At 61.4% G+C, this 23,884-nt stretch carries 20 protein-coding genes and 2 tRNA genes; 17 read left to right on the top strand and 5 right to left on the bottom strand.

Annotated features, from left to right (window positions below):
- Window positions 1-2,298 (top strand): cadherin-like domain-containing protein (locus H2509_RS13925; RefSeq protein WP_182166246.1); only part of this gene is annotated, 2,298 nt, incomplete at its 5' end.
- A gap of 132 nt (window positions 2,299-2,430) precedes the next feature.
- On the opposite strand, the gene H2509_RS13920 is transcribed toward H2509_RS13925, so the two are convergent.
- Window positions 2,431-2,505: transfer RNA gene (locus H2509_RS13920), tRNA-Thr, on the bottom strand.
- Window positions 2,506-3,103: 598 nt separating this feature from the next.
- Between H2509_RS13920 and murA the strand changes: the two genes are divergently transcribed.
- The 14 genes from murA to H2509_RS13850 all read left to right on the top strand — a co-directional run bounded on the left by murA (window position 3,104) and on the right by H2509_RS13850 (window position 16,634).
- Window positions 3,104-4,393 carry a UDP-N-acetylglucosamine 1-carboxyvinyltransferase gene (gene murA / locus H2509_RS13915; RefSeq protein WP_182166244.1) on the top strand — a complete coding sequence of 430 codons (1,290 nt, stop codon included), beginning with the start codon at window positions 3,104-3,106 and terminating at the stop codon, window positions 4,391-4,393.
- A 195-nt stretch (window positions 4,394-4,588) separates the two neighbouring features.
- Window positions 4,589-5,044 carry a DUF2948 family protein gene (locus H2509_RS13910; RefSeq protein ID WP_182166242.1) on the top strand — a complete coding sequence of 152 codons (456 nt, stop codon included), beginning with the start codon at window positions 4,589-4,591 and terminating at the stop codon, window positions 5,042-5,044.
- Between the two features lie 69 nt (window positions 5,045-5,113).
- Window positions 5,114-6,409, top strand: a complete 1,296-nt coding sequence (gene hisD, locus H2509_RS13905) for a histidinol dehydrogenase (protein ID WP_182166240.1) — start codon at window positions 5,114-5,116, stop codon at window positions 6,407-6,409.
- Between the two features lie 33 nt (window positions 6,410-6,442).
- Window positions 6,443-6,940 (top strand): UPF0262 family protein, encoded by a 498-nt coding sequence (locus tag H2509_RS13900; protein WP_182166238.1) that lies wholly within the window; start codon window positions 6,443-6,445, stop codon window positions 6,938-6,940.
- A gap of 38 nt (window positions 6,941-6,978) precedes the next feature.
- On the top strand, window positions 6,979-7,392 hold the full coding sequence (locus tag H2509_RS13895) for an arsenate-mycothiol transferase ArsC (RefSeq protein WP_182166266.1): 414 nt from the start codon (window positions 6,979-6,981) through the stop codon (window positions 7,390-7,392).
- Window positions 7,393-7,886: 494 nt separating this feature from the next.
- The gene (gene infA / locus H2509_RS13890) at window positions 7,887-8,105 is read left to right on the top strand and encodes a translation initiation factor IF-1 (protein ID WP_013653834.1); all 219 of its coding nucleotides are present in this window, start codon (window positions 7,887-7,889) and stop codon (window positions 8,103-8,105) included.
- A 55-nt stretch (window positions 8,106-8,160) separates the two neighbouring features.
- Window positions 8,161-8,796 carry a Maf-like protein gene (locus H2509_RS13885; protein WP_182166236.1) on the top strand — a complete coding sequence of 212 codons (636 nt, stop codon included), beginning with the start codon at window positions 8,161-8,163 and terminating at the stop codon, window positions 8,794-8,796.
- A gap of 126 nt (window positions 8,797-8,922) precedes the next feature.
- Entirely contained in the window at window positions 8,923-10,461 is a 1,539-nt protein-coding gene (locus H2509_RS13880; RefSeq protein WP_182166234.1) for an AMP-binding protein, read from the top strand.
- Window positions 10,458-11,264, top strand: a complete 807-nt coding sequence (locus tag H2509_RS13875; RefSeq protein WP_182166232.1) for an SDR family NAD(P)-dependent oxidoreductase — start codon at window positions 10,458-10,460, stop codon at window positions 11,262-11,264. Before H2509_RS13880 ends, H2509_RS13875 begins: the two co-directional genes overlap by 4 nt.
- 42 nt (window positions 11,265-11,306) lie before the next feature.
- Entirely contained in the window at window positions 11,307-11,552 is a 246-nt protein-coding gene (gene yacG / locus H2509_RS13870) for a DNA gyrase inhibitor YacG (RefSeq protein WP_182166230.1), read from the top strand.
- Window positions 11,553-11,820: 268 nt separating this feature from the next.
- Window positions 11,821-12,594: a FecR family protein gene (locus H2509_RS13865; protein ID WP_182166228.1), complete on the top strand. Its 774-nt coding sequence runs from the start codon at window positions 11,821-11,823 to the stop codon at window positions 12,592-12,594.
- 420 nt (window positions 12,595-13,014) lie between these two features.
- Window positions 13,015-14,640 carry a bifunctional metallophosphatase/5'-nucleotidase gene (locus H2509_RS13860; RefSeq protein ID WP_182166226.1) on the top strand — a complete coding sequence of 542 codons (1,626 nt, stop codon included), beginning with the start codon at window positions 13,015-13,017 and terminating at the stop codon, window positions 14,638-14,640.
- 212 nt (window positions 14,641-14,852) lie between these two features.
- Entirely contained in the window at window positions 14,853-16,235 is a 1,383-nt protein-coding gene (locus tag H2509_RS13855) for a tetratricopeptide repeat protein (RefSeq protein ID WP_182166224.1), read from the top strand.
- Between the two features lie 323 nt (window positions 16,236-16,558).
- Window positions 16,559-16,634: transfer RNA gene (locus tag H2509_RS13850), tRNA-Phe, on the top strand.
- Window positions 16,635-17,745: 1,111 nt separating this feature from the next.
- Here the strand turns inward: H2509_RS13850 and H2509_RS13845 are convergent.
- The 4 genes from H2509_RS13845 to minC form a co-directional block, all read right to left on the bottom strand.
- Entirely contained in the window at window positions 17,746-18,417 is a 672-nt protein-coding gene (locus H2509_RS13845) for a DNA-3-methyladenine glycosylase I (protein ID WP_182166222.1), read from the bottom strand.
- Window positions 18,418-18,513: 96 nt separating this feature from the next.
- On the bottom strand, window positions 18,514-18,819 hold the full coding sequence (gene minE / locus H2509_RS13840; protein ID WP_182166220.1) for a cell division topological specificity factor MinE: 306 nt from the start codon (window positions 18,817-18,819) through the stop codon (window positions 18,514-18,516).
- Window positions 18,816-19,637, bottom strand: coding sequence for a septum site-determining protein MinD (minD, locus tag H2509_RS13835; protein WP_182166218.1), 822 nt, complete (start codon window positions 19,635-19,637; stop codon window positions 18,816-18,818). The genes minE and minD overlap by 4 nt, the downstream gene beginning before the upstream one ends.
- An 18-nt stretch (window positions 19,638-19,655) precedes the next feature.
- A complete protein-coding gene (minC, locus tag H2509_RS13830; RefSeq protein WP_182166216.1) occupies window positions 19,656-20,432 on the bottom strand; it encodes a septum site-determining protein MinC in 777 nt (258 codons plus the stop codon).
- A 464-nt stretch (window positions 20,433-20,896) separates the two neighbouring features.
- Between minC and H2509_RS20985 the strand changes: the two genes are divergently transcribed.
- On the top strand, window positions 20,897-22,189 hold the full coding sequence (locus H2509_RS20985; protein ID WP_182166214.1) for a sensor histidine kinase: 1,293 nt from the start codon (window positions 20,897-20,899) through the stop codon (window positions 22,187-22,189).
- Between the two features lie 178 nt (window positions 22,190-22,367).
- Window positions 22,368-23,858, top strand: a complete 1,491-nt coding sequence (locus tag H2509_RS13820; RefSeq protein WP_182166212.1) for an NAD-dependent succinate-semialdehyde dehydrogenase — start codon at window positions 22,368-22,370, stop codon at window positions 23,856-23,858.
- The last annotated feature ends 26 nt before the right edge of the window (window positions 23,859-23,884 follow it).

The raw sequence follows: 23,884 nt of genomic DNA, 5'->3' as shown, positions 1-23,884 counted from the left end.
ACCAGCGACAATCCGAGTGCGGGCGCGCAGGGCCTGTCCCGCACGATCAGCTTTACCGTCGACGACGGCGGTGCGGAAAACGCCGCCTCCGCCCCGGTCAGCGTCACCGTCGGCATCACAGCCGTCAACGACGCGCCGGTGGTCAGCGGCGACGTCTCGCTGGAAACGGCAGAGGACACGCCGCTGATCATCGCGGAAGCCGAGCTCCTCGCCCTCGCCTCCGATCCGGACGGCGACGCGCTTTCCATCCAGAACCTCACCGCCGCTTCCGGCACGCTGGTGAATAACGGCGACGGCACCTGGACGTTTACGCCACCCGCCGGCTTCGACGGCAATGTCGCGCTGAGCTACCAGGTCAGCGACGGGGAACTCGTGACGCAGGCGAGCGCAAACGTCGAGGTGGTGTCAGTCGCCAACGAGGCGCCGGTCCTCAACCTGCCAACGCCAACGGGCGGGGATATTCGCGTCAATAGCTATACGTCGGAGAACCAGGCCGATCCAATTGTGGCGTCTTTGGCGGATGGAGGCTTCGTCGTGACGTGGGGCTCCTATCTTCAGGATAGTTCGGCCTATGGAATATATGCGCAAAGATACAATGCGGCAGGAATTGCCGTTGGTACCGAGTTTCGTGTGAATAATACGACCGCGGAAAATCAGGGGCTTCCGGTCGTCGCCGGTTTAGCTAACGGCGGCTTTGTAGTGACCTGGGAGTCTAATCTTCAAGATGGTTCAGGCGTCGGGGTCTATGGGCGGCAATATAATTCGGCTGGGTCAGCCGTTGGATCTGAGTTTCGTGTGAACACATACACGACGAACCATCAGACATTTCAATCGGTTGCTGCATTGGAGAATGGCGGCTTCGTTGTTACTTGGTCGTCGCTTCAGCAGGATGGATCCAGCTGGGGAGTCTATGGCCAACGATATAGCGCGAGTGGAACCCGGGTGGGCTCAGAGTTCCGTATCAACAGCTACACAACGGATGTTCAGGCTTATCCATCGGTCGCGTCTTTGACGGATGGTGGCTTCATTGCCACATGGCATTCCCTTAATCAGGATGGATCAAGCTGGGGCATCTACGGGCAGCGATATAATTCAAGCGGAGGTACAGTAGGCTCCGAGTTTCGAATCAATAGCTATACAACAAATCATCAGAACGAGCCTTCTGTCACAGGTCTAGTCAATGGCGGCTTCGTCGTGACGTGGCATTCGTTCAATCAAGATGGCTCGAGCTGGGGTATCTATGGAAGGCGCTACAATTCCAGTGGCAGCGCGGTCGGCTCTGAGTTCCGCGTTAACAATTTCACAACAGATACGCAATCCGATTCATATGTAACGGCGCTCACGGATGGTGGCTTCGTCGTAACTTGGAACTCGTTCAATCAGGACGGTTCGAGTTGGGGAGTTTATGGCAGGAGATACAATGCTAGCGGTAGTGCGATCGGTTCCGAGTTCCGCATTAACAGCTATACACCGAATGAACAATCTCGACCATCCGTTACAGCCCTTGAGGATGGGGGCTTTGTGGTGGCATGGCATTCCAATGGCCAAGATGGTTCGGGATATGGTGTGTTCCGCAAGATCTACAACGCCGACGGGACAGAACGCATCGGGCCGAGCTATATCGAAGGTAGTGGCGCTGTGGCATTCGCCACGAACTTGACGATATCCGATGTAGACAGCACAACGCTTGTCGGTGCGACAATTGATATTGACAACTTTGTTGCCGGTCAGGATGTCCTCACTTTTAACAATCAAAACGGCATTTCCGGGTTTTTTGATGGTTCCTCCGGTACTCTCACACTCTCTGGAAATGCGACTGTCACGGCCTATCAGGCAGCGCTGCGCTCGGTCGGCTACCTGAACACCAGCAACGATCCGACCGGCACGGGGCGGGACATCTCGATCACCGTCAATGACGGGACGGGGGCGACGCAAACCTCCAACACCGTCACGGCGCATGTGAACGTCATCGGCGTGCCGGGCGACAATGCGGTGGCGGGCGAGGCCTTCGCGGCGACGTCGGCCGGGGATGCCGACATCTTCCAGTTCGATGCGGCTGCGGGCGCACAGGTGCTTGATGCCTTCGCGGCTGGCGATGGCGATGTCGCGGGTGACGGCATTGTCGATGCGGTCGCCTTCGATACGGGCTCGGGACTGGCGAGCTTCGACGACGTGCTTTCCCATGCCGCGCAGGTGGCGGAGGACGTGGTGATCGATCTCGACGGCGACGCCTCGCTTACGCTCAAGGGCGTGGAGATCGGGCAGCTCACCGCCGACGACTTCCGCTTCATCGCGTAAGCGGCAAGGCATCCAACAACACTCCCCGGCGGTCAACAATCGCCGGGAGTTTTGCGACTCGGCATAGCAACATACTCAGGCAACTTATTGGTTTGGCTGAGTATTCAGGTTGTCGTGCGTTTGGAAGAAAGCTGGTGCTGCGAGAGAGGATTGAACTCTCGACCTCTCCCTTACCAAGGGAGTGCTCTACCACTGAGCTACCGCAGCATCCGAAGCGGGTGTCGATTGCCGACGCGAAAATCGACAGCGGGACCGCAAGGCCCACCGGACGCGAGCGCTTGTGCCATATCCCCGTGCGTGGTGCAAGACCCTATCACCGCTTGTGGACAGTCGCCATCCTCTGTCTCGCGGAGAGGCAGGATTGCTATTGGTCGGAGGCGGGATTCCTTGCCCGATGCCATGCAGCGCGCGCTAGAATGCGGGGAGAGAATCGCGTGAGTTGCCCCCGACACGACCGAAGTTCAATCCCGGCAAGCGCGTTGACCGCTGTGAGCACGATGACGAGTTCAACCGACAATTCATCCAGCTGGCCATCCGGCCGGAAACCCGCTGCCAAGCCGGACGCGAAGCTGGAGCGGGAAAAGCGTCTTGCGGAAGCACTCCGGGCAAATCTGCGCCGTCGAAAGGAGGCGCAAACGGATGCCCAGCGAAAGTCCAGCAACGAAGCGGAGGAGGATTAGGGGGCGAGTTCTAACGCTGCGGGTTTGCCCCGCCTTGCTTTGGCCACAGCCATGGTGCTAGACGGAACGGCCCGCGAGCGGGCGGAATTTTGCGGTTTCCTCTCTTAATTTCAGGCGGTGGGCACATGGACAGGATCAGGATCGTCGGCGGAAACGAACTGAACGGCACGCTGCCGATTTCCGGCGCCAAGAATGCCGCCCTGCCGCTGATGATCGCCTCCTTGCTCACCGAGGAAACTCTGACGCTGGAGAATGTTCCGCGCCTGCGCGACGTCGCCCAGCTCATGCATATCCTGTCGAATCACGGCGTCGACTATTCGGTGGACGGTCGCCGGCTTGGCCAGGACGCGATGACGGGCCAGACGCTGCATCTGAAGGCGGCGACGATCGTCGACACCACGGCGCCTTATGAGCTCGTGTCGAAGATGCGCGCGAGCTTCTGGGTGATCGGCCCGCTCGTCGCGCGCACCGGCGAGGCGCGGGTATCGCTGCCGGGCGGCTGCGCGATCGGCACGCGTCCGGTGGATTTCTTCATCCAGGGTCTTGAAGCGCTTGGTGCCGATACGGTGATCGAACAGGGCTACGCGGTCGTCAAGGCCCCCAGGGGGCTGATCGGCAACCGTGTGGCTTTTCCGAAGGTTTCAGTTGGCGCCACGCATACGGTGATGATGGCGGCCGCCCTCGCCAAGGGCGAGACTATCATTGAAAACGCCGCCCGCGAGCCGGAAGTGAAGGATCTCGCCGATTGCCTGATCGGCATGGGTGCCAAGATCGAAGGCGCCGGCACGGATACCATCCATATCCAGGGCGTGCAGCGGCTCGGCGGCCATCGCCACTCGGTCATCCCGGACCGGATCGAGACCGGCACCTATGCCATGGCCGTTGCGATGACCGGCGGCGACGTGGTGCTGCAGGGCGCGCGCGCCGATCTTCTGGAAAGCGCGCTCGACGTGCTGCGCGAAACGGGTGCCGAGATCACGCAAGTGGACGGCGGTATCCGCGTCTACCGTAATGGCAACGGCATCGCGCCGGTCGATATAACCACCGAGCCGTATCCCGGTTTCCCGACCGACCTGCAGGCGCAGTTCATGGCGCTGATGAGCCGCTCGGGCGGTACCAGCCGCATCACCGAGACGATTTTCGAGAACCGCTTCATGCATGTGCAGGAGCTCGCCCGGCTCGGCGCCAATATCCATGTCGACGGACGCACGGCAATCGTGGAAGGCCGGCAGGAGTTGCGCGGCGCCCAGGTAATGGCGACCGACCTTCGGGCGTCGGTTTCGCTGGTGATCGCCGGGCTGGCGGCCCAGGGGGAAACCACGGTCAACCGGGTTTACCATCTCGACCGCGGCTTCGAGCGGCTCGAAGAAAAGCTTTCGCGTTGCGGAGCTGAGATCGAGCGCATTTCCGCCTGAGGCGAGGGCGGTCTTACGGAATATCTGCGTCTCTCAGGGCTTTTCGCACCGGTTGCCTTGCGCACGGTGAGCGGCTAGAGCATATCCCGCCAAATCCGGATAGGATTTGGCGAGAAGGTCATGTGGCCTGCGCCTGCTTCCCGGTTTTGGCCGGAGAAGGGTGGCGCGGGCGCCAGACGGGTGGGCGCCGGCAAAATGGAACAGTTGAAGCTTGCGGCACTGGACAGGGAAGATCTGGAAATCCTTTCGGCGCAGGTGCAGGACGCGGTGCTGAAGGTCGGTGATATCCGCTACCTGCCACGTGAGGGGAAGCTGGTGCTGGCGATGAATCGCTTCGCTTGGGACAAGCTGCCGGGGGACACGCGTTCGGGTACGCGCCGCCAGCCACTCGAGCGTCGTCGGTCGGCGCTTTCCTTCGCCCGGATTTCCAATCTGAAGGCGAGCCGGATCCGCCGCGAGGACAAGGATGCCGTCCTGTCTTTGCTGGCGATCGAGTACTCGGAAACCGATGCTCCGGCCGGCCATGTCGTGCTGCATTTTTCCGGCGGCGGGGCGCTTGCCTTCGATGTCGAGTGCATCGAGGCGCAACTTGCCGATCTTGGAGCCGCGTGGGCAACGGAGCATATGCCACACCACGAGGGAACGTCCTGACGAAAGGGCGAGGCTGAGGGATACCGGCGCCGCGGCAAGGCTTGCTGGCGCAGTGAAGGAGTGAAAAGAGTGGTCCAGTGGCTTTCAACCGCAAGCGGGGCATTCGAGCAGGAATTCGTTGCCCTGCTTGAAAGCAAGCGTGAGGCCTCGGCGGATGTCGACGAAGCGGTGCGGGCCATTCTTGAAGACGTGAAGGCGCGAGGCGACGCGGCGCTCCTGGACTACACGGCCCGCTTCGATCGTCTGCAGGCGGCCTCCGTCAACGAGTTGAAGGTATCCGAGGCAGAGATTTCGGCCGCTTTCGAGAGGGTCGATGGGGAGACGCTGAAGGCGCTGGAACTGGCGCGTGACCGGATCGCCAGCCATCACGCCCGCCAGATGCCGCGCGACGACCGCTATACCGATGCGACCGGTGTCGAACTCGGCTCGCGCTGGACTGCCATCGGCGCTGTCGGTCTCTATGTGCCGGGCGGCACGGCGAGCTATCCATCTTCCGTGCTGATGAATGCGGTTCCGGCCAAGGTCGCCGGCGTCGAGCGCATCGCCATGGTTGTGCCAAGCCCGGACGGTACGCTCAACCCGCTGGTGCTGGTTGCCGCCCGCCTGGCCGGCGTCGAGGAAATCTATCGTATCGGCGGCGCGCAGGCTGTCGGCGCGCTTGCCTTCGGCACGCAATCCATCGCCCCGGTGCACAAGATCGTCGGGCCGGGCAATGCCTACGTCGCGGCGGCCAAGCGGCGTGTGTTCGGCACTGTCGGCATCGACATGATCGCCGGACCGTCCGAGATCCTCGTCGTCGCCGATGGCGGTAACGATCCGGACTGGATCGCAGCCGATCTGCTTTCCCAGGCAGAACATGACGAAAGCGCCCAGTCGATCCTGATCACTGACGACGGCGAATTCGCGAGCGCTGTTGCCGAGGCTGTCGAGCGCCAGCTCAAGCTGTTGCCGCGTGGAGAGATCGCCGGAGCCAGCTGGCGCAACTTCGGCGCGGTGATCGTGGTCGAAAGCCTCGATCAGGCGCCGGCACTGGTGGACCGGATTGCGCCCGAGCATCTTGAGCTTGCGGTGGACGATCCGGATGCCCTGCTCGGGCAGATCCGCAATGCGGGAGCGATATTCCTGGGCCGCCACACCCCGGAAGCGATCGGCGACTATGTCGGCGGTTCGAACCACGTACTGCCGACAGCGCGCTCGGCCCGTTTCTCGTCGGGCCTTTCGGTGCTCGATTTCGTCAAGCGGACGTCGATCTTGCGCTGCAACGCCGATAACCTCAGAGTGCTTGGACCCGCCGCGATCGCGCTGGCCGAAGCGGAGGGGCTGGCGGGGCATGGCAGGTCGGTGGCGATCCGGCTGAATATGTAGACCCTCGAGAAAAGGGATGGATGGAACGGCGGCATGACGGAAGGCGGCGGCGCTGACCCGCAGGACAAGGCCCGCCTTGTCGAGATAGAACTCGACGAGGCCTCGATCGCCCGCTCGACGCCGGATGTGGAGCATGAGCGCGCTGTCGCGATCTACGACTTGATCGAGGAGAACCGCTTCGAACCCGCGGGTGAGCTGGAAGGCCCCTTTCGTCTTCGCCTATCGATCTTGGAGAAGCGGCTCGTCTTCGAGGTGACCTTTGAAGACGGACGACCCGCCGTCACCCATATCCTGTCGCTGACGCCGCTTCGCAAGATCATCAAGGACTATTTCCTCATCTGCGAAAGCTATTTCGAGGCGATCCGCAGCGCGACGCCGAGCCAGATCGAGGCGATCGACATGGGCCGGCGCGGCGTCCACAACGATGGCTCGCAGATTCTGATGGAGCGGCTGGAAGGCAAGATCGCGCTCGACATGCAGACCGCGCGGCGTCTGTTCACACTCATCTGCGCCCTGCACTGGAAAGGATAGGGCCGGTGGAGGGCGTGCGTCCGAGCGCCGTCTTGTTCATGTGCGGCATGAATGCGGTTCGCTCGCCCATGGCCGCCTTCATTACCTGCCAACTTTTTCCGCAGCAGATCTACGTGCGTTCCTGCGGCGTGCGCGACGGCGAGCCGGATCCGTTTGTGGAAGCGGTGATGCAGGAAATCGGCTGCGATATCAGCAAGCATCGGCCGCAGACTTTCGAGGATCTGGACGAGTCCGGCTTCGATCTCGTGATCACACTGGCGCCGGAAGCCCATCACAAGGCCCTGGAGATGACGCGCACCGAGGCCGTCGACGTGGAATACTGGCCGACACCGGATCCAACCGTCGCCACCGGTTCGCGCGAGCAGATCCTCGATTCATACCGGCAGGTGCGCGATCTGCTGATGGCCCGTATCAAGAAGCGTTTCGGATGGTCGCCGGCCCCGAGCGGCTGACCTATATGCAACTAATGGGTGCATTGTCGCGGCGTTGTCGCTAGTCTGGCTGCGGGGCGCGTGACACGGTGACAGTCTCCCTGCCGTAGGACGATCGTCTGGGGGCGGCGATCGGGCCGCCATGTGGGGTTGCCCTCGAACGGACTTGCCGGCGATTTATTCATCGGTTCGGCCGGATACGGGGGACGGGAGGCCCCACCGCGCCCCACCCTTTCCTGCTGGATCGCTCGGATTGAGGTGGCGTATCGCTCTGTTCCACCGGAAAGAGCTCCCAATTGACGGTAATTCGACTTCACGCATATCACCCTGTTCACTTTCTCTTTCCGATCCGCTAGGTTCCCGGCCACGCTGAGGCGTATTCCTTTCGGATCGGCATTTCGGAAAGTGACCGGGACGCGATCCGGAACAGTTCGGCCGAATTCGGGACGTATCGTCGCTCCAGGCTTGCTGGCGTCGGAACGGCCTCATTTTGGCATTGAAGATCAGGACACCGAATGGCCAAGGAAGAAGTACTTGAATTCCCCGGAGTGGTTACCGAGCTGCTCCCGAACGCGACCTTTCGCGTCAAGCTTGAAAACGACCACGAAATCATTGCCCACACCGCCGGGCGGATGCGCAAGAACCGCATCCGGGTGCTTGCGGGCGACCGTGTCCTGGTCGAGATGACGCCCTACGACCTGACGAAGGGCCGCATCACCTACCGCTTCAAGTGATTGTGCCGATTGGCATCTACGTTCGTCTGCATCAATTTCATCCGGTCGGCACGCGATGACTGAACGCCCCAAACTCGTCCTGGCCTCCGGTTCGCCACGTCGCCTGGCGTTGCTGCAGCAGATCGGCATCGATCCGGATCACCTCCTGCCGGCCGACATCGACGAGGCGCCGCATCGCGGGGAAAGCCCGCGCGCGCTGGCAAATCGTCTTGCCCGGACCAAGGCCGAGGTGGCCCGCCGCGGCGCGGATCGCCTGCCGGATGGAGAGCGGGGGCTTGTGCTTGCCGCCGATACGGTCGTGGCCGTCGGGCGCCGCATTCTGCCCAAGGCGGAAACCTACGATCAGGCCGATGCCTGCCTGCAGCTGCTTTCGGGCCGCGCGCATCGCGTCTACACCGGCATATGCGTGAGTGCGCCGACGGGCGTCTATCGCCAGCGGCTCGTGGAGACACGGGTTCGCTTCAAGCGGCTGTCCCGGCACGAAATCAAGGCCTATCTCGCATCCGGCGAATGGCGCGGCAAGGCGGGTGGCTATGCCATTCAGGGGCTGGCTGGCGTATTCGTGGCGAAGATCGTGGGGTCCTACGCGAACGTGGTGGGCCTGCCGCTCTACGAGACCTCGAATCTATTGAGCGGGCTCGGCTATCCCGTGACCGCCACGTGGAACGATCCGGCCGCGCTTGCAGGCTGAGGGGCTTCTTCTTTGGGTGGAGTTTTCCCGAAAGGCTGAGCAACTAGGATTGCGTTGCGCAGTGCGCGCGGTCCAAGATGCGTGAACTTCTCCATAGAGGGAAGGCGGCCGATTTCGGGAGGATCGATGAATCTGGCGGCTTGGCTCCACCGTGCCGGGCGGGCACGGCCTGACAGTCCTGCAATTGCGATCGGTCAGCGGACGATTGCCTCCTATGCGCGGTTTGCCGAACGGGCGGCGCGCCTCGCTTTCGGCCTGAAGAGCCTGCCGGGTGTGGGGCGGGATGCCCGCGTCGCGATCTTCTCAAAGAACTGCGCCGAGTATCTGGAAATCCTCTATGGCATCTGGTGGGCGGGCCTGACCGCCGTGCCGATCAACGCCAAGCTTCATGCGGCCGAAGCTGCGTGGATCCTTGAACATTCCGGCTCTGCCGTCGCCTTCGTCGGGAAGGACCTGGAAGCGTCACTTGCGGCGCAGGCGCCCGATAGCCTGAAGCATCTGATCACGGTTGCCTCGCCCGCCTATGACCGGCTGTATTCAGGTGATGCGTCGGCTCTGGCGGAAGCCGCGCCGGACGATCTCGCCTGGCTCTTCTACACATCCGGCACCACGGGGCGCCCGAAGGGTGCGATGCTGAGCCATCGCAACCTCATGGCGACGTCTTTCGCCTATCTCACGGATGTCGATACGACGATGCCGGGCGACACGCTCCTGCATGCGGCTCCCATGAGCCATGGCTCCGGCATCTACATCATGGCGCATGTCGGCCGCTTCGGCGTCAACGCTGTGGCGGAGTCGGGCGGTTTCGAGCCGAACGAGGTGCTGTCCTTCTTCAACAATCGGCCCGGGACATCGATGTTCGCCGCGCCCACCATGATCAAGCGGCTGGTCGAGTGCGGGCGGGATGTCGCGGCGGAAAATATCCGTACGATCATCTGGGGCGGCGCGCCGATGCATGTCGCCGATATCGTCCGCGCGCTTGACCGTTTCGGCCCGCGCTTTGCCCAGATCTACGGTCAGGGCGAGACACCGATGACAGGTACCGTGCTTTCCAAGGCGGATATCGCGCACCGCGATCATCCCCGCTGGCTGGAGAGGCTCGGTTCTGCCGGCCTCGTCAATTCCGCGGTCGAGGTGCGGATCGGCGGCGCGGATGGCAATCCGGTCCCGGAAGGCGAGAGCGGCGAGATACTCGTTCGCGGTGATACGGTGATGCTCGGCTACTGGGATAACCCGGAAGCGACCGCCGATGCGCTGCGCGGCGGCTGGCTGCACACCGGTGATGTCGGCTCGATTGACGGCGAAGGCTATGTCACGCTTCGTGACCGGTCCAAGGACGTTATCATCTCGGGCGGCAGCAACATCTATCCTCGGGAAGTGGAGGAGGTGCTGCTGTCGCATCCGGGCGTTCGCGAGGCTTCGGTCATCGGCCGTCCGGATCCGGAATGGGGCGAGGTGGTGATCGCCTATTACGCGGGAGACGCCGAGCCGGCGGATCTCGACCGGCTCTGCCTGGACAGTATCGCGCGGTTCAAGCGGCCCAAGGCATATATCCGGCTGGAGAGCCTGCCCAAGAACAATTACGGCAAGATCCTGAAGACCGAACTGAGGGATGCCGACCGCACGCTGCATAATGAAGCTGTGACAAACGGGGGGAAGGCATGACGGGACGTCTGGCCGGCAAGGTCGCACTGGTGGTGGGAGCCGGCTCGGTCGGTCCCGGATGGGGCAATGGCAAGGCTGCCGCCGTTCTCTTCGCCCGGGAGGGGGCGAGTGTCGTCTGCGCGGATATAAACGAGAAGGCAGCGGATGAGACGCGGTCCATCATCGAAGGCGAGGGCGGCAAGGCAATCGCGGTGCGCTGCGACGTGACGAAAAACGACGAGGTGGCTGCGATGGTGGCAGCCGCCGTCAAGGCATTCGGGCGGATCGACATCCTCGACAACAATGTGGGCATCGCCGAGGTCGGCGGCGTGGTCGAACTGCCGGAGGAAGAGTGGGATCGCGTCAATGCGATCAACCTGAAAAGCGTCTTCCTGACGATGAAGCACGCCATCCCGGTGATGCTGAAACAGGGCGGAGGGTCGATCGTCAACATCTCCTCGATCGCGTCGGTTCGCTATACCGGCGTGCCCTATTCCACCTATTACGCCACCAAGGCGGCGGTAAATCACCTCACGCGGACCACGGCCGCCGAATATGCCGGCCGAAACATTCGGGTGAACGCGGTCCTGCCCGGCCTGATGAAGACGCCGATGGTGGAAAAGGCGGCGGGCCTTGCCAAGGCCTATGCCGGCGGCGACGTTGAGGAAATGTGGAAGGTGCGCGACGCGCAGGTGCCGATGGGCCATATGGGCGACGCGTGGGACGTGGCAAATGCGGCCCTGTTTCTTGCCAGCGACGAAGCGCGCTATATCACCGGTATCGAATTGCTTGTCGATGGCGGCATCACGCTGAAATACAGCTAAACCCGCACCGGCTTGCGACTTCACAGCAAAAGGAACGCGGAGATGTCAGACGAAGCGGAAAAGGGCGAGGCCGGAAAAACCGAGACGGCTTTCCGCCGGGCGCGGCCCTGCCCGGTCTGCAGCAAGCTTTCCGCCGAGCGATTCCATCCGTTTTGCTCGAAACGCTGTGCCGATGTCGACCTCAATCGCTGGCTTTCGGGAAGCTACACGGTGCCGGTGGTCGAGATGGAGCCGGAGGATTTCGACGAATTGGAGCGCGAACTCGGCAAGGCGGTAAAGCACGGCTAGACAGGGTCCGTTCGGCGGCAATTGTTGCGATTGGATCACGGGCTTCGGCTAAAGACCACATCGGATTGACGAAATGTAATATGAGTCACAGTATTTCGCGGCTTGCGGTGTATGAATTGCTTGTCCGCGAGAGTTCTTGTCGAAATAAATTCTCGCTACGTGAAACCTTTGACTGCAAGGGGCGAGAAAAATGCAACCATCCCGTATTTTGCTTGCTGGCATCATTTTGCTGCTTTCCGGCGTTGCCACTGCAACGGCGGATAACGGGGTGGGTGTGACGAGCGCAGTGAACCAATCCGCCGAAGCCGAGCGGAACGGCCGTGTGCGCACGATGCGTATCAAGGAATCCGTTTTCTACAACGAACGGATCCGCACTGACCGCATCGGCCTGGTGCAAGTGCTTCTGGTCGATGGTTCGACCTTTACAGTCGGTCCGGATTCCGATCTGGTGATCGACGAGTTCGTCTACAATCCGCAATCCGGTGCCGGAAAGCTGGTCGCGACGTTCGGCAAGGGCGTCGCCCGCTTCGTTGGCGGACGCCTGTCGAAGGAAAAGGGCGGCGTGACGATCAACACCCGCCAGGGGACGGTCGGTATCCGTGGCGGCATGGCGACGTTCTTCGAGGACGGAGGCCAGTCCGTCTATTCCCTGCTCTACGGCAATCAGCTTTCCTTCCAAGGGCAGTCGGGCGGTAACCAACTCGTCTATCGCTCCGGCTTTTCCGTCTTCGCGCAGGGAGGGCAGGGCACAGTGGGGAGGACGCCTGCCGACCTGACGAAACGGATCGTCGGTCTGCTATCGGGCCAACCCGGTCAGAACGGCGGCAGCTCAAACAAGCCGAAGGCCGGTCAGTTCCAGGCATTCAGCAGCCTCAATTCGGGACTGAAGCCGAAATACTTCTCTCCAATACCGAAGCCTGTGCTGCATGCCGATCCCAAGCGGCCACTCGAAGGGCGTTTCAATTTGCAGGACGCCAACAATTCCTTCCTCTTGAGCACGAAGACCTACGGTTATCAGCCTTATCCCGGCGGCGGGCTGTAACTTGAGCTTCTGAACGGCAATTCTCTCCTGGTGCCGGCATGTTCGGCGCCGGGATTATTCGCTTGAGAAGTTCATCCGCGATATTCACACCCCGTTGAAATATCACCTTTCTTGCTGGACGGCCCGGATATCGGCTGGCAATCTGAAGGCAACCGGGCGGTGCGGTCAATCGAATTGCCCGACGCGATAAGTAAATCGCTTGAAAATCAACATTTTAATGTATGAAACTTGCGGCGGTGCGTTATATTTCCGCTGCGGGATAAATGAGTTAGCGGGGCAGCCTCCTTTCCTTGGCAGTTCGGGCGCGGGAGCGCGGCGGGCCGCCGATCGGGGGAAGGTGAAATGAGCCGCGCTCCTCCAATCCTGCCGGGTATGTGCGGAGGGGCCGGAAAGACCGGGTTTAAATTTGGGGAGACCGAGATGAAGCGCATTTTCCTGGGGAGTTGCCTTGCGGCGCTCGCGGCATCGGCGACGTTGGCGCCGCAGGCGGCGTGGGCCGAATACGCGCTGACCATCCTGCATATCAACGACCTGCATTCGCGTATCGAGCCGATCAACAAATACGATTCAACCTGTTCGGCCGAGGAAGATACGAAGGGCGAATGCTTTGGCGGTGTCGCCCGGATCAAGTCGAAGATCGACGAGCGCCGCAAGGCGCTCGGTGAGGCGGGAAGGAATGTCCTGACCCTCGATGCCGGGGATCAGTTCCAGGGTTCCCTTTTCTATTCCACCTACAAAGGCAAGGCCGCTGCGGAGTTCATGGAGGCCATCGGCTTCGATGCTATGGCGGTGGGGAACCATGAATTCGACGATGGTCCGCAGGGACTGGCGGGGTTCCTCGATCTCGTCAATTTCCCGGTTCTATCGGGCAATGTCGACGTCGAGAACGAACCGACGCTGAAGGGGCGTATTCCCGGCGCAATCATTCTGGAGCGGGGCGGCCAGAAGATCGGCATCGTCTCCGTTCTTGCGGAAGACACGGTGGAAACCTCTTCTCCTGGCAAGAATGTGCGGTTCCTGACGGCCGAAGACTATCTCAAGGGCGCAGTGGAAGGCCTTGAGGCTGCCGGCGTCGACAAGATCATTGCCCTGACGCATATGGGATTGCCGCGCGACATGCAGATTGCGTCCCGCGTTCCGGGGATCGATGTCATCGTCGGCGGTCATTCTCACACCTTGCTCTCGAACACGGCAGAGAATGCGGCGGGGCCCTATCCCGTGGTCGTGCAAAATCCTGCCGGCAAGCAGGTCCCGATCGTTCAGGCCTATGCCTACGGCAAGTATGTCGGCGAGGTCGAGGTCGTCTTCGACGATGACGGGAACGTCGTTTCCGCTGTCGGTGAGCCGATCCTGCTGGACGCTTCCGTACCAGCCGACAAGGCGGTTGCCGCACGCGTGACAGAGCTTGCCGGGCCACTGGAAGAACTGAAGGCGCAGGTGGTCGGCAGCACCTCCGCAACCATCGACGGCTCGCGCGACAGCTGCCGCGCCCGCGAATGCGAGATGGGCAATCTTGTTGCCGATGCCATGCTGGATCGGGTCAAGGATCAGGGAATCCAGATCGCCATCCAGAATGGCGGCGGCTTGCGTGCGTCAATTGAAGGCGGCGAAGTCACCATGGGCGAAGTGCTGACGGTGCTGCCCTTCCAGAACACGCTGTCGACCTTCCAGCTCAAGGGGGCGGATGTTCTGGCCGCGCTTGAGAACGGCGTTTCGCAGGTCGAGGAAGGTGCCGGCCGTTTCCCGCAGGTCGCCGGGCTGCGTTACACCTGGACCAGGGCGAAGAAGCCCGGCGAAGGCCGTATCATCAAGGCGGAGGTCAACGAGGGCGGAACCTTCGTCCCTCTTGATCCGGAAAAGGTCTACGGCGTCGTCAGCAATAACTACATGCGCGGCGGCGGCGATGGCTACAAGATCTTCGCCACGGCTGGGCTCAATGCCTACGACTACGGGCCCGGGCTGGAGCAGGTCGTGGCCGATTACATCGCCGAACTGGGCGGTGCCTACAAGCCGTATCTCGACGAGCGTGTTCGCGAAGTCGAGTGAGACTCTATCCCGGCCGGCGCCGCCGTTAATCCGCAGCGGCGCCGGTTGATTCTTGTCAGAATTCTTCCGCTAATTGTATTCAATATCCGTAATTGTTGCAGTGCTACAACATCACTAACCCAACTTATGAATAGGTGTACGCGGATCGCGACTCCGACAATGAAAATGCCTTAGGGTAATAATAAATTATTTCTTTATTGCCGGGGTTCTGCGTGTGTCATCTTCCAGCCTTCAAGTATCTGTGCAAGGCGCTCCGCTCGATCCCGGCCAGGGCGAGCGTGGCTGCCATGTTGTTGTCGCCGCCAGCCTTGGCCCAGGTTTTCGACCCGCTTGAGGGAGCAAATCCGCAGCTAGTCGCCGAACAGGCGGACCTCCTGGCCGCTTCGCTTGCCGCGCCGGAGAATGTGGAACTGGCTTTCCGCTATGCCGAGGTCTCGGTGACGCTCGGCGACTATGAAGCGGCAATCAGCACGCTGGAGCGGTTATTGATCTTTTCGCCGGGGCTCGGGGCGGCGCAGCTTGAACTTGGTGCCCTCTATTTTCGCCTCGGGTCCTTCGAAGTGGCTCGTACCTATCTGGAATTCGCCCAGTCGAGCAATTCAGCCACGGCTGAAACGCGGGAACGGGCGGCGGTCTATCTTGCAGCGATCGAGGAAGCGGAGGATCCGGCAAGCATTTCCGGGACAGTGATCCTTGGTGTGCGCTACCAATCGAATGCCAATGCCGGCCCCAGCAGCAGGTTCGTCACCCTCAACGGCATTCCATATGTTCTCGATGAGACCGCGGTCGGCGATCCGGATGTCAACGGTTTCATCGCCGGCGGCGTACATGGGGCTTACGACGTCGGCAATCAGGGTGATCTGCTTGAGGCCGATCTCGTTTTCTACGGGTCGCGCTACGCCGACTTCACGAGGCTCGATACCGAATTGGCGGAGCTGACTTTCGGTCCAAGTTTCAGTCTCGGCCGCTTCGAGATCGACAATGCCCGCCTCGGGGTCTACGGCATCCTCGGTGGCGTGCGGCTCAACGGCGCCAATTATTCGGGTTCGGTGGGCTCCGGCCTGAAATTCGAGATGCTGCCGGATATCCAGAGCAGCCTGAACGCACGGGCGGAAATCCGTCGGCGCTGGTTCAACGATACAGCCACCTATCCGACGGTCACCGACTACGACGGCTACCAGTTGCTCGGCGTCGTGACCTATTCCCGCCAGGCGACTGAAGCGATCCGATGGTGGGTGCAGGTGCTTGCCGACTATGAGGAAGCGAGCGCAAACTTCGAACAGAGCTGGGAGGCGGGCTTCGCGCTCGGTGCCACCTATACGTTCTCGTCGCCGATCGATGCCGTGCCCTATGACTGGGCGTTCGATCTGGAGGCCGGTTATATCCGCCGCGATTATGACGAACCCAACCCTGCGGTCAGCCTGACGCAGACCCAGTACGACAACGAAGGCTGGCTGCGCGCGATCCTCACGGTACCGGTCCGCGAGGATGTCGCACTTGCATTGACGGGCGAATTGCATCGTCAGCAGTCGAATTACGTAACGCGGGAATATTCCGACGCCTCGGCTACGATCTCCGTCATCAAGAACTTTTAGGACCGTATGCCTTGAATCATTCTGACAAGGCCGCCAGCCAGCCTGCTCCGGAAGAAGCTTTTCAGGCGACTTGGCGGGGCTGTCGTCGGTCAGCGCTCGGCCGGCACGGCCACCGGAGGCGAATGTTTCTGCGCCCCTGCGTCTACGAAATCGAGCCTCCAACCGGGCTGCAGAACGATGCCGCTGCAAGGGCAAGCTACTCGCACCATTGACGAACGGGCCTGTGAAAAAGTCGCCTGGCCCCGCTGGACAGACGCCCTGTCAGCTTCTATAAGACCGGCACTTCTGGTGGATATGGCTTCTTTCGACGACCATCCGCCTTGGCCCAGGTAGCTCAGTTGGTAGAGCAGCGGACTGAAAATCCGCGTGTCGCTGGTTCGATTCCGGCCCTGGGCACCACCATTTAGCCCAAATATCTGATTTTATTTTGCCTTTCGGCTTTTCCGCCGCACTTAGGCTTTGGGTGCGGCAAAACTCGCCTTGCCGGTCGATCTCGAGATCGTCATCAGGAAAGTCTTCCCGAAAGCAGACAGCGCGTGTTTTCCTGCGGACGAGAGACCGTATTCGGCGCTCGACGGTATTTCACCTAGAGCGCTTTCCGACCGGATGGGATCATCCGGTCGATAAGAAATCGCTCCAGGATCAATGCTTTGAGCATATCCTTGTCGCCAAATCCGAATCGGATTTGACGGGATATGCTCTAGCGAGATTGCTGTGAAAATCAGGTTGGAAAAGCAGGCCGCATGAGGTCAGAAATAAGCCTTGTGCCCTCGAAATAGCAGGGGGAATTTGAGGCGCAGGTCACCGGCAAGAAACAAACAGCAATGCCTTGCCCAGCGGCAGTGGCATTCAATTTAATAAAGAAAATTAATTTTGGTAAGCGTGAAGTGGGGTTTTGATGGTTATCAGAACATTTTTCGGAGTTGCGATTGTTTTAACCATGTTTGGCCATGCCAATGCATCGGGATACTGTTATGAACCTTCATTCTACGGGATCGTACCAAGCGCGCCAAAAACCTATACGAGACCTAGCGTGCCTCGTTGCCTCGAAGACTATTCCTATACAAGACGACATTCATGTAAGCCCTACGAGATCGATAACTTTATCAGTGAAATGAACGATTACATCCGCCGACTAGATACATATGCGAAAGAAAGCCTCTCTTTTGCCAAGCGAGCAATAGAGTTTTCAAATAATGCGTCAGACTACGCAAGATGCGAGCGCGACGAATTGACGAGGAATGTGGAGTAGCTGCCATCTCCGGACAGATCCGGCCGAAAGCTGTTTGGCCATGGGTGCGAACGAAATCCGCTTGCACCAAAAGTAATCTCATGGGTGAGTGGCCTTGGTTTGGCGGGTGCGTGCAATCGTCGGCTGACGGTCTCCATGTCATCGGAGAATGCCGCGGTTGCGGAACGGCCACTTGGACGCGTCTCCACCAGATCGTGGTGCTGAATTTCCGGTTCGAACGACGATTGCCACCAGAAACCCTCCTCCGGCACGCCGAACTCACTCTCCCACTGAGAATGCAAGTATCTGGCTGATCTGTGTGAGAGGCAGTCTGGTTTCCGCGCGCCATTCGTTCAGCGCGGCCTGCGCGGCCTTAAAATCCTTTTGCGATGATGGCGCCCTGGCAACGATGCTTTCGCGCTGCAGGGCGGCGACGACGTCCTTGGAGAAGACGAGGGCATCGACGCCCATGCGACGAAGGAAGATCTGTCCCGTATTGCCGCCTAGCCGGCTTCCGCGGGCTTTCAGCACCTGCAGCAGTTCGACGTAGTTTTCAGGTTCCCAGGCCGCGAAAAAGGCGCCGGCCGAACCGTGCTCGCGCTCAAGCCCTGCGAGGAACTGGGCATTGGTGCCGACGGACTGGATCTTCGCCACGTTGGCGATGACGTCCTTGTGGCGAGCGAGGCGGTCGATGTCCTCGTCCGACATCAGCGTCCAGCGAAAGATGTCGAAACCCTCGAAAGCGTCCTCGAAACCCGGCCATTTCTTGTTGATCAGCGACCAGCTGAAACCGGCCTGGAAGACGCAGCGCGTCATCTCGCTCAGCCAGCGGTCGGCCGGCGTCGCGCGGATTTCACCGGCGCTGCGCGGCGTCAGCAGCAGGGCGTCAAGCGCTGCCTCGCCGCCTTTCCTGGCAGCGGCTATTTCGCGGATTTCGGCAAAGGAACGCATTCCACCCCCGTTCTCCCGGCTTTTTGTCGTGCCGGGATCGGGGGCGAGAATAGCGGAATGCCCTCAGGCCGGGCAGGGGAAATCGGCCGGCGTCGATCAGGCGCCGGCCGCTTTGCTTGCGGATTTTCCTTCGTCCTCGGCGGCGGGCTTGTTGTCGACCGGAAGCTCGATGTCGATGCCGAGCATGGTCATGTCGCCGTTGCGGTCCATCTCGACCTTCACCGCTTCCGGATCGATCTCCAGATGCTTGCGCACCACCGCCAGGATGTCTTCGCGCAGCTTGTTGACGAGTTCGGCATTGCTGCCGGTCGAGACCCGCTCATGGGCGAGAAGGATCTTCAGCCGGTCCTTGGCGACCACGGCCGTGTTCGTCCTTCGGGTCAGCAGGCTGAAGATATTCATGCAGCCCTCCCGCGGAAGAGCTTGCCGAAGAGGCCCTTGCGGTCGCTCGGCAGGCTGACCGGCAGGTCTTCGCCCCGCAGCCTCCTCGTCGCTTCCGCGTAGGCCTTCGCGGGCGCGCTGCCTTCGCTGGAAAGCGTCACAGGCATGCCGACGTTGGAAGCCTTCAGCACTTCCTTGCTTTCCGGGACGACGCCGAGGAGCGGGATGGAAAGGATGTCGACGACGTCATCGACCGAAAGCATCTCGCCCTTCTTGGCGCGTTCGGCGTCGAAGCGGGTGATCAGCAGGTGCTTGGGCATCCGCTTGCCGCTTTCGGCCTGCACGGTCTTTGCATCCAGCAGGCCGATGATGCGGTCGCAGTCGCGCACCGACGAAACTTCCGGGTTGGAGACGATGATCGCCTCGTCGGCGAATTTCATCGCCAGCGTGGCGCCGCGCTCGATACCGGCCGGGCTGTCGCAGACGATCCAGTCGAAGGACATGCGCAGCTCCCGGATGACGCTGCCGACGCCCTCCTCGGTCAGTGCGTCCTTGTCGCGGGTCTGGGAGGCGGGCAGCAGGAACAGGCTCTCCACCCGCTTGTCGCGCACCAGCGCCTGGGTAATCGAGGCCTCGCCGCGCACCACGTTGACGAGGTCGAAGACCACGCGCCGTTCGGCGCCCATGATCAGGTCGAGATTGCGGAGTCCGACATCGAAATCGACGGCGCAGACCCGGTCGCCGCCTTGCGCCAAAGCGGCTGCGATCGCCGCCGATGAGGTGGTCTTGCCAACGCCTCCCTTGCCGGAGGTCACCACGATTACCTTGCCGTCTGCCATTTTCGTAGTCCCGTCCTGTCAGTCCAGCGTTTCGAAGATCAGCCGGTCGTCCTTGAGCTGGACCTGCACCGGTTTGCGGATGTGTCGAGGCTCGAAGTCGTCGGCCACCTTGTACATGCCGTTGATGGCGACCAGTTCCGCATCGAGCCTGGAGCAGAAGATGCGCGCGTTGGAATTGCCGGAGATTCCTGCCAGGGCGCGGCCACGCAGCGCGCCATAGACGTGGATCGAACCGCCGGCGATGATTTCGGCGCCCGAACTCACAGCGCCCACCACCGTCACGTCGCCTTCCGGAAAGAGGATGCTCTGGCCGGAGCGCACCGGTTCGCAGATGAGGAGCGAGCCGCCGGAAGACTGTGCTTTGTCCTCCGTTTCGGTCAGGGTGTCCGCCGCCGCCTTGGACGCCGCTTCCCCGGAAGGCTCTTCTGCCTTGGTAGGGACCTGCTTTTCCGGGACGGCCTTCTCCGCCTTGACGCTCACGTCAGGTTCGCCAGGCGCATCGATGTCGCTCGTCGACCTGCCACCGGAAATGCTGGGCGGCATTCCGGGCTTCAGCTTCATGTCGGCGACACCCTCAATCCCCATGACCTGAATGCCACGGGAAATGATCTCCTTATGCAGATCTTCTAACTCGTCGCTTGAAAGCTTCTGGCCTCTTACGTCGAGGACGATAGGTCGGTTCAGGAAGAATCCAGGCGAACGAGAGATGATCCGGTCAATCTCCTTGAACCATTCGTTGCGAGGGTGCTCGGGGCTGAGCACAATTGCGATGAATGACTTGCCGCGAAAGCGCATCACCTGTCTCTTGCCGGTGCCGAATCAGTTTTATTGCAGACTATGATCGCACTAACACGCAGTTCTGGGGCAAATTTGGCCAAAAAACTTTTTCCACCGCCATTTGTTGCCTTGCCACGAGCTTGTTGGGTGGCGCTGGCGAAATCGCGGCTTTGACTTGCTTCGGCTGCTTGCATGGGCTGCAGGCCTGCCCCGGCACTGCGGGCAGGCGCCGCCTCTTTGCCATGGCGGCGGAGCCAAGCAAATAGCTTGGATTGCGGGTTCTGTGGACAAATGAGAATGGGCGCGACCAATGCGCGCAAGGCGCCGACAAGGCGCAAGGCCGTCGTTGTAATGAGACAATTGTCAGTGCAGAATTTACCGATTAGTAACTTAGAAGTGAATGCGGTAAGGCTTCGCTGCGGTTCGGCATCCGCCGTTTGGCGGAATACGGCCGCGAGTGAAGAGAGTTAGGCGGGTTAGACGTGCCGGACGGGCAATCCTCTCTTGATTCGAAGCGTACCGAACTCCTTTTCAGGATCGCCGAGAGCGTCTCGGGCGAAGTCGGGGCGGACTTCCTGAAGGCGCTGGCCTCCTCGCTGCAGGAGGCCATGGACGTGACGCTTGCCCTCATAACCGTCGGTGAGGGAGAGCCAATCACTCGTGCCCGCGCGGTCTATGCGATCGAGAACGGAGAAATCGCGGGAGACATCCTTTACGACCTTGAAAACACGCCATGCGCGATGGTCTATACCGGCCAGCGGGTCGTCATTCCCTGCGACCTTGCCCAGCATTTTCCGACCGAAGCTGGCCTTGCAAGTTATGTCGGGGTACCGCTCTTCTCCGAAAACGGCGATGTCAGCGGCCACGTCGCGGTCCTGTCCGAGAAGCCGATCGAGGACGCGGACTTTGCCGAAAGCCTGGTGCGCATCTTCGCGCAGCGCGTGGAGGCGGAGCGGCGCCGTTCCGCTGCAGCCGCACAGCGGGAGGAACTCATTCAGGACCTGCGGGTGAGTTCGCTCAAGCTTCGACGCCGCTATGAGACGCTCCGCGTCGCCAATGCCTTCAAGACGAGGCTTTTGGGCATGATCGCCCATGATCTGCGAAACCCGCTTGCGGCCATCGTCGCCCAGGCGGAACTGGCGATGACGCAGCTTGCCGGCGCAGAGCCCAAGGTGGAGCGGGCGCGCAAGAGCTGCGAGCGCATCATCGACAATGCGGAGCGCATGAGTGTGCGCATTCGCTCCACGCTCGAAGACGTGCGGATGGACACGGTGTCGCTGCGCTTCAAGCCGGCGCCGGTGGACATGTCCGGTGTCATTTCCACGGCAGTGGAGGTCAACCGTCCGGCGGCGCTCAGCAAGGACATCGTCATCGTGATGCCGGACGACGTGGGATACCGCTGTTTCGGCAACGAGGACCTGCTCCTCGACGCGGTCGACAACCTGATCAGCAATGCGGTGAAATATTCCAATCGCGGGTCGCGGGTGGAAATCCGCTGCGAGGGCAATGACGGCATGGTGCGCGTTATCGTGCGCGACGAGGGGCAGGGGTTGACGGAAGCCGACCTCAAGCGTGCCTTTCAGCCTTTCCAGCTGCTGTCGGCGCAACCGACCGGCGGCGAAAACTCCGTCGGGCTCGGACTGTCCAATGTCAGGGAGATTGCGGAAGCGCATGGGGGCCGGGTCTGGGCGGAAAGTCTGGGCCGCGGGCAGGGAGCGACTTTCCATCTGGAAATCCCAATCGAAGGGCCTTGCAACCGTTCGGAGTTGAATTGAGCGGTAATCCCGGCTCTTCGACTTGACGGAGCGCCCTGCCGGTGCTTCACCCTTAGCGACAGCACCTATGAATGCGCCGCCCTGGCGGCTTGCTCCTTGTTGCCTGCAAGCCGATGGCCGCCCGCCCGGAAGGACCGGCGGTCCGCGTTACCCGGCGGCGCGACAGGGAGAATGAAAGATGCCGCTTTCCAGTGAGTTTTCCAGCCGCCTGAAAGATCCGTCGATCCTGCCCGCCAAGGGCTATGTCGGCGGCGAATGGATGGGCGATGCCCTGTCGGGCAAGACCTTCGAAGTCACCAACCCGGCCACGGGCGAAGTGCTCGCCACGCTGCCCGACATGGGCGCGGAGGAAACCCGCCGCGCCATCGACGTCGCCTATGACGCCCAGAAGGCCTGGGCGGCGAAGACCGGCAAGGAGCGCGCCGCGATCCTGCGCAAGTGGAATGACCTGCTGCTGGCGAATGCCGATGATCTCGCCCTGATCCTGACGGCCGAGATGGGCAAGCCCTTCGCCGAGGCGCGCGGCGAGATCCTTTACGGCGCCTCCTTCATCGAATGGTTCGCGGAAGAGGCCAAGCGCGTCTATGGCGACACGATCCCGGGCCATCAGGCCGACAAGCGGATCGTGGTCATCAAACAGCCGGTCGGCGTCGTTGGCGCCATCACGCCGTGGAACTTCCCGAACGCGATGATTGCCCGCAAGGTTGCGCCGGCGCTGGCCGTCGGCTGCGCCATGGTGTCCAAGCCGGCCGAGCAAACGCCGCTTTCGGCGATCGCACTCGCCAAGCTCGGCGAAAAGGCCGGCGTTCCGGCCGGCCTCTTCAGCGTCATTGTCGGTCTCGACGGCCCGGCGATCGGCAAGGAGCTTTGCGGCAACGACAAGGTGCGCAAGATCACCTTCACCGGCTCGACCGAGGTCGGCCGCATCCTGATGCGCCAGAGCGCCGACCAGATCAAGAAGGTCTCGCTGGAGCTTGGCGGCAACGCGCCCTTCATCGTGTTCGACGATGCCGATGTCGACGCGGCCGTCGACGGTGCGATGATCTCCAAGTACCGCAATGCCGGCCAGACCTGCGTCTGCGCCAACCGGCTCTACGTCCAGGCCGGCGTCTATGACGAGTTCGCCGAAAAGCTTGCCAAGCGGGTGGCCGACACCCTGAAGGTGGGCGACGGATTCGGCGACGGCGTGACCACCGGTCCGCTTATCGACAACCAGGGCCTCGACAAGGTGAAGGACCACATTGCCGACGCGCTGTCCAAGGGCGCCAAGGCGCTGGTCGGCGGCAAGCCGCACGAGAAGGGCGGCACATTCTTCGAGCCGACCGTCCTTGCCAACGTCACCAAGGACATGAAGGTGGCGCGCGAGGAGACCTTCGGTCCGGTCGCCCCGCTGTTCCGCTTCGAGACGGTGGACGACGTGATCGCCCAGGCCAACGACACCGAGTTCGGCCTCGCCTCCTATTTCTACGCCCGCGATCTTTCCCGCGTCTGGAAAGTGGCCGAGGCGCTGGAATACGGCATGGTCGGCGTCAATACCGGCCTTGTCTCCACCGAAGTCGCACCGTTCGGCGGTTTCAAGCAGTCGGGCCTTGGCCGTGAAGGCTCGAAATACGGCGTCGAGGACTTCCTCGAGATCAAGTATATCTGCTTCGGCGGCATCGAAGCCTGATCGATTATCGGGCGGCCATCCGCACT

The organism is Stappia albiluteola, assembly GCF_014050225.1.
Taxonomy (GTDB): domain Bacteria; phylum Pseudomonadota; class Alphaproteobacteria; order Rhizobiales; family Stappiaceae; genus Hongsoonwoonella; species Hongsoonwoonella albiluteola.
Note: the sequence above shows the minus strand (reverse complement) of the source record. Positions and strands in the feature narration are given on the sequence as shown.

What these genes read in the sequence shown, in the direction of transcription:
- H2509_RS13880 (WP_182166234.1), top strand. Translation starts at nt 8,923, where the DNA reads ATGAATCTGGCGGCTTGGCTCCACCGTGCCGGGCGGGCACGGCCTGAC.
- infA (WP_013653834.1), top strand. Translation starts at nt 7,887, where the DNA reads ATGGCCAAGGAAGAAGTACTTGAATTCCCCGGAGTGGTTACCGAGCTG.
- H2509_RS13885 (WP_182166236.1), top strand. Translation starts at nt 8,161, where the DNA reads ATGACTGAACGCCCCAAACTCGTCCTGGCCTCCGGTTCGCCACGTCGC.
- H2509_RS13900 (WP_182166238.1), top strand. Translation starts at nt 6,443, where the DNA reads ATGACGGAAGGCGGCGGCGCTGACCCGCAGGACAAGGCCCGCCTTGTC.
- H2509_RS13820 (WP_182166212.1), top strand. Translation starts at nt 22,368, where the DNA reads ATGCCGCTTTCCAGTGAGTTTTCCAGCCGCCTGAAAGATCCGTCGATC.
- H2509_RS13875 (WP_182166232.1), top strand. Translation starts at nt 10,458, where the DNA reads ATGACGGGACGTCTGGCCGGCAAGGTCGCACTGGTGGTGGGAGCCGGC.
- H2509_RS13845 (WP_182166222.1), bottom strand. Translation starts at nt 18,417, where the DNA reads ATGCGTTCCTTTGCCGAAATCCGCGAAATAGCCGCTGCCAGGAAAGGC.
- H2509_RS13895 (WP_182166266.1), top strand. Translation starts at nt 6,979, where the DNA reads ATGTGCGGCATGAATGCGGTTCGCTCGCCCATGGCCGCCTTCATTACC.
- murA (WP_182166244.1), top strand. Translation starts at nt 3,104, where the DNA reads ATGGACAGGATCAGGATCGTCGGCGGAAACGAACTGAACGGCACGCTG.
- minC (WP_182166216.1), bottom strand. Translation starts at nt 20,432, where the DNA reads ATGCGCTTTCGCGGCAAGTCATTCATCGCAATTGTGCTCAGCCCCGAG.
- yacG (WP_182166230.1), top strand. Translation starts at nt 11,307, where the DNA reads ATGTCAGACGAAGCGGAAAAGGGCGAGGCCGGAAAAACCGAGACGGCT.
- minE (WP_182166220.1), bottom strand. Translation starts at nt 18,819, where the DNA reads ATGAATATCTTCAGCCTGCTGACCCGAAGGACGAACACGGCCGTGGTC.
- H2509_RS13860 (WP_182166226.1), top strand. Translation starts at nt 13,015, where the DNA reads ATGAAGCGCATTTTCCTGGGGAGTTGCCTTGCGGCGCTCGCGGCATCG.
- minD (WP_182166218.1), bottom strand. Translation starts at nt 19,637, where the DNA reads ATGGCAGACGGCAAGGTAATCGTGGTGACCTCCGGCAAGGGAGGCGTT.
- H2509_RS13910 (WP_182166242.1), top strand. Translation starts at nt 4,589, where the DNA reads ATGGAACAGTTGAAGCTTGCGGCACTGGACAGGGAAGATCTGGAAATC.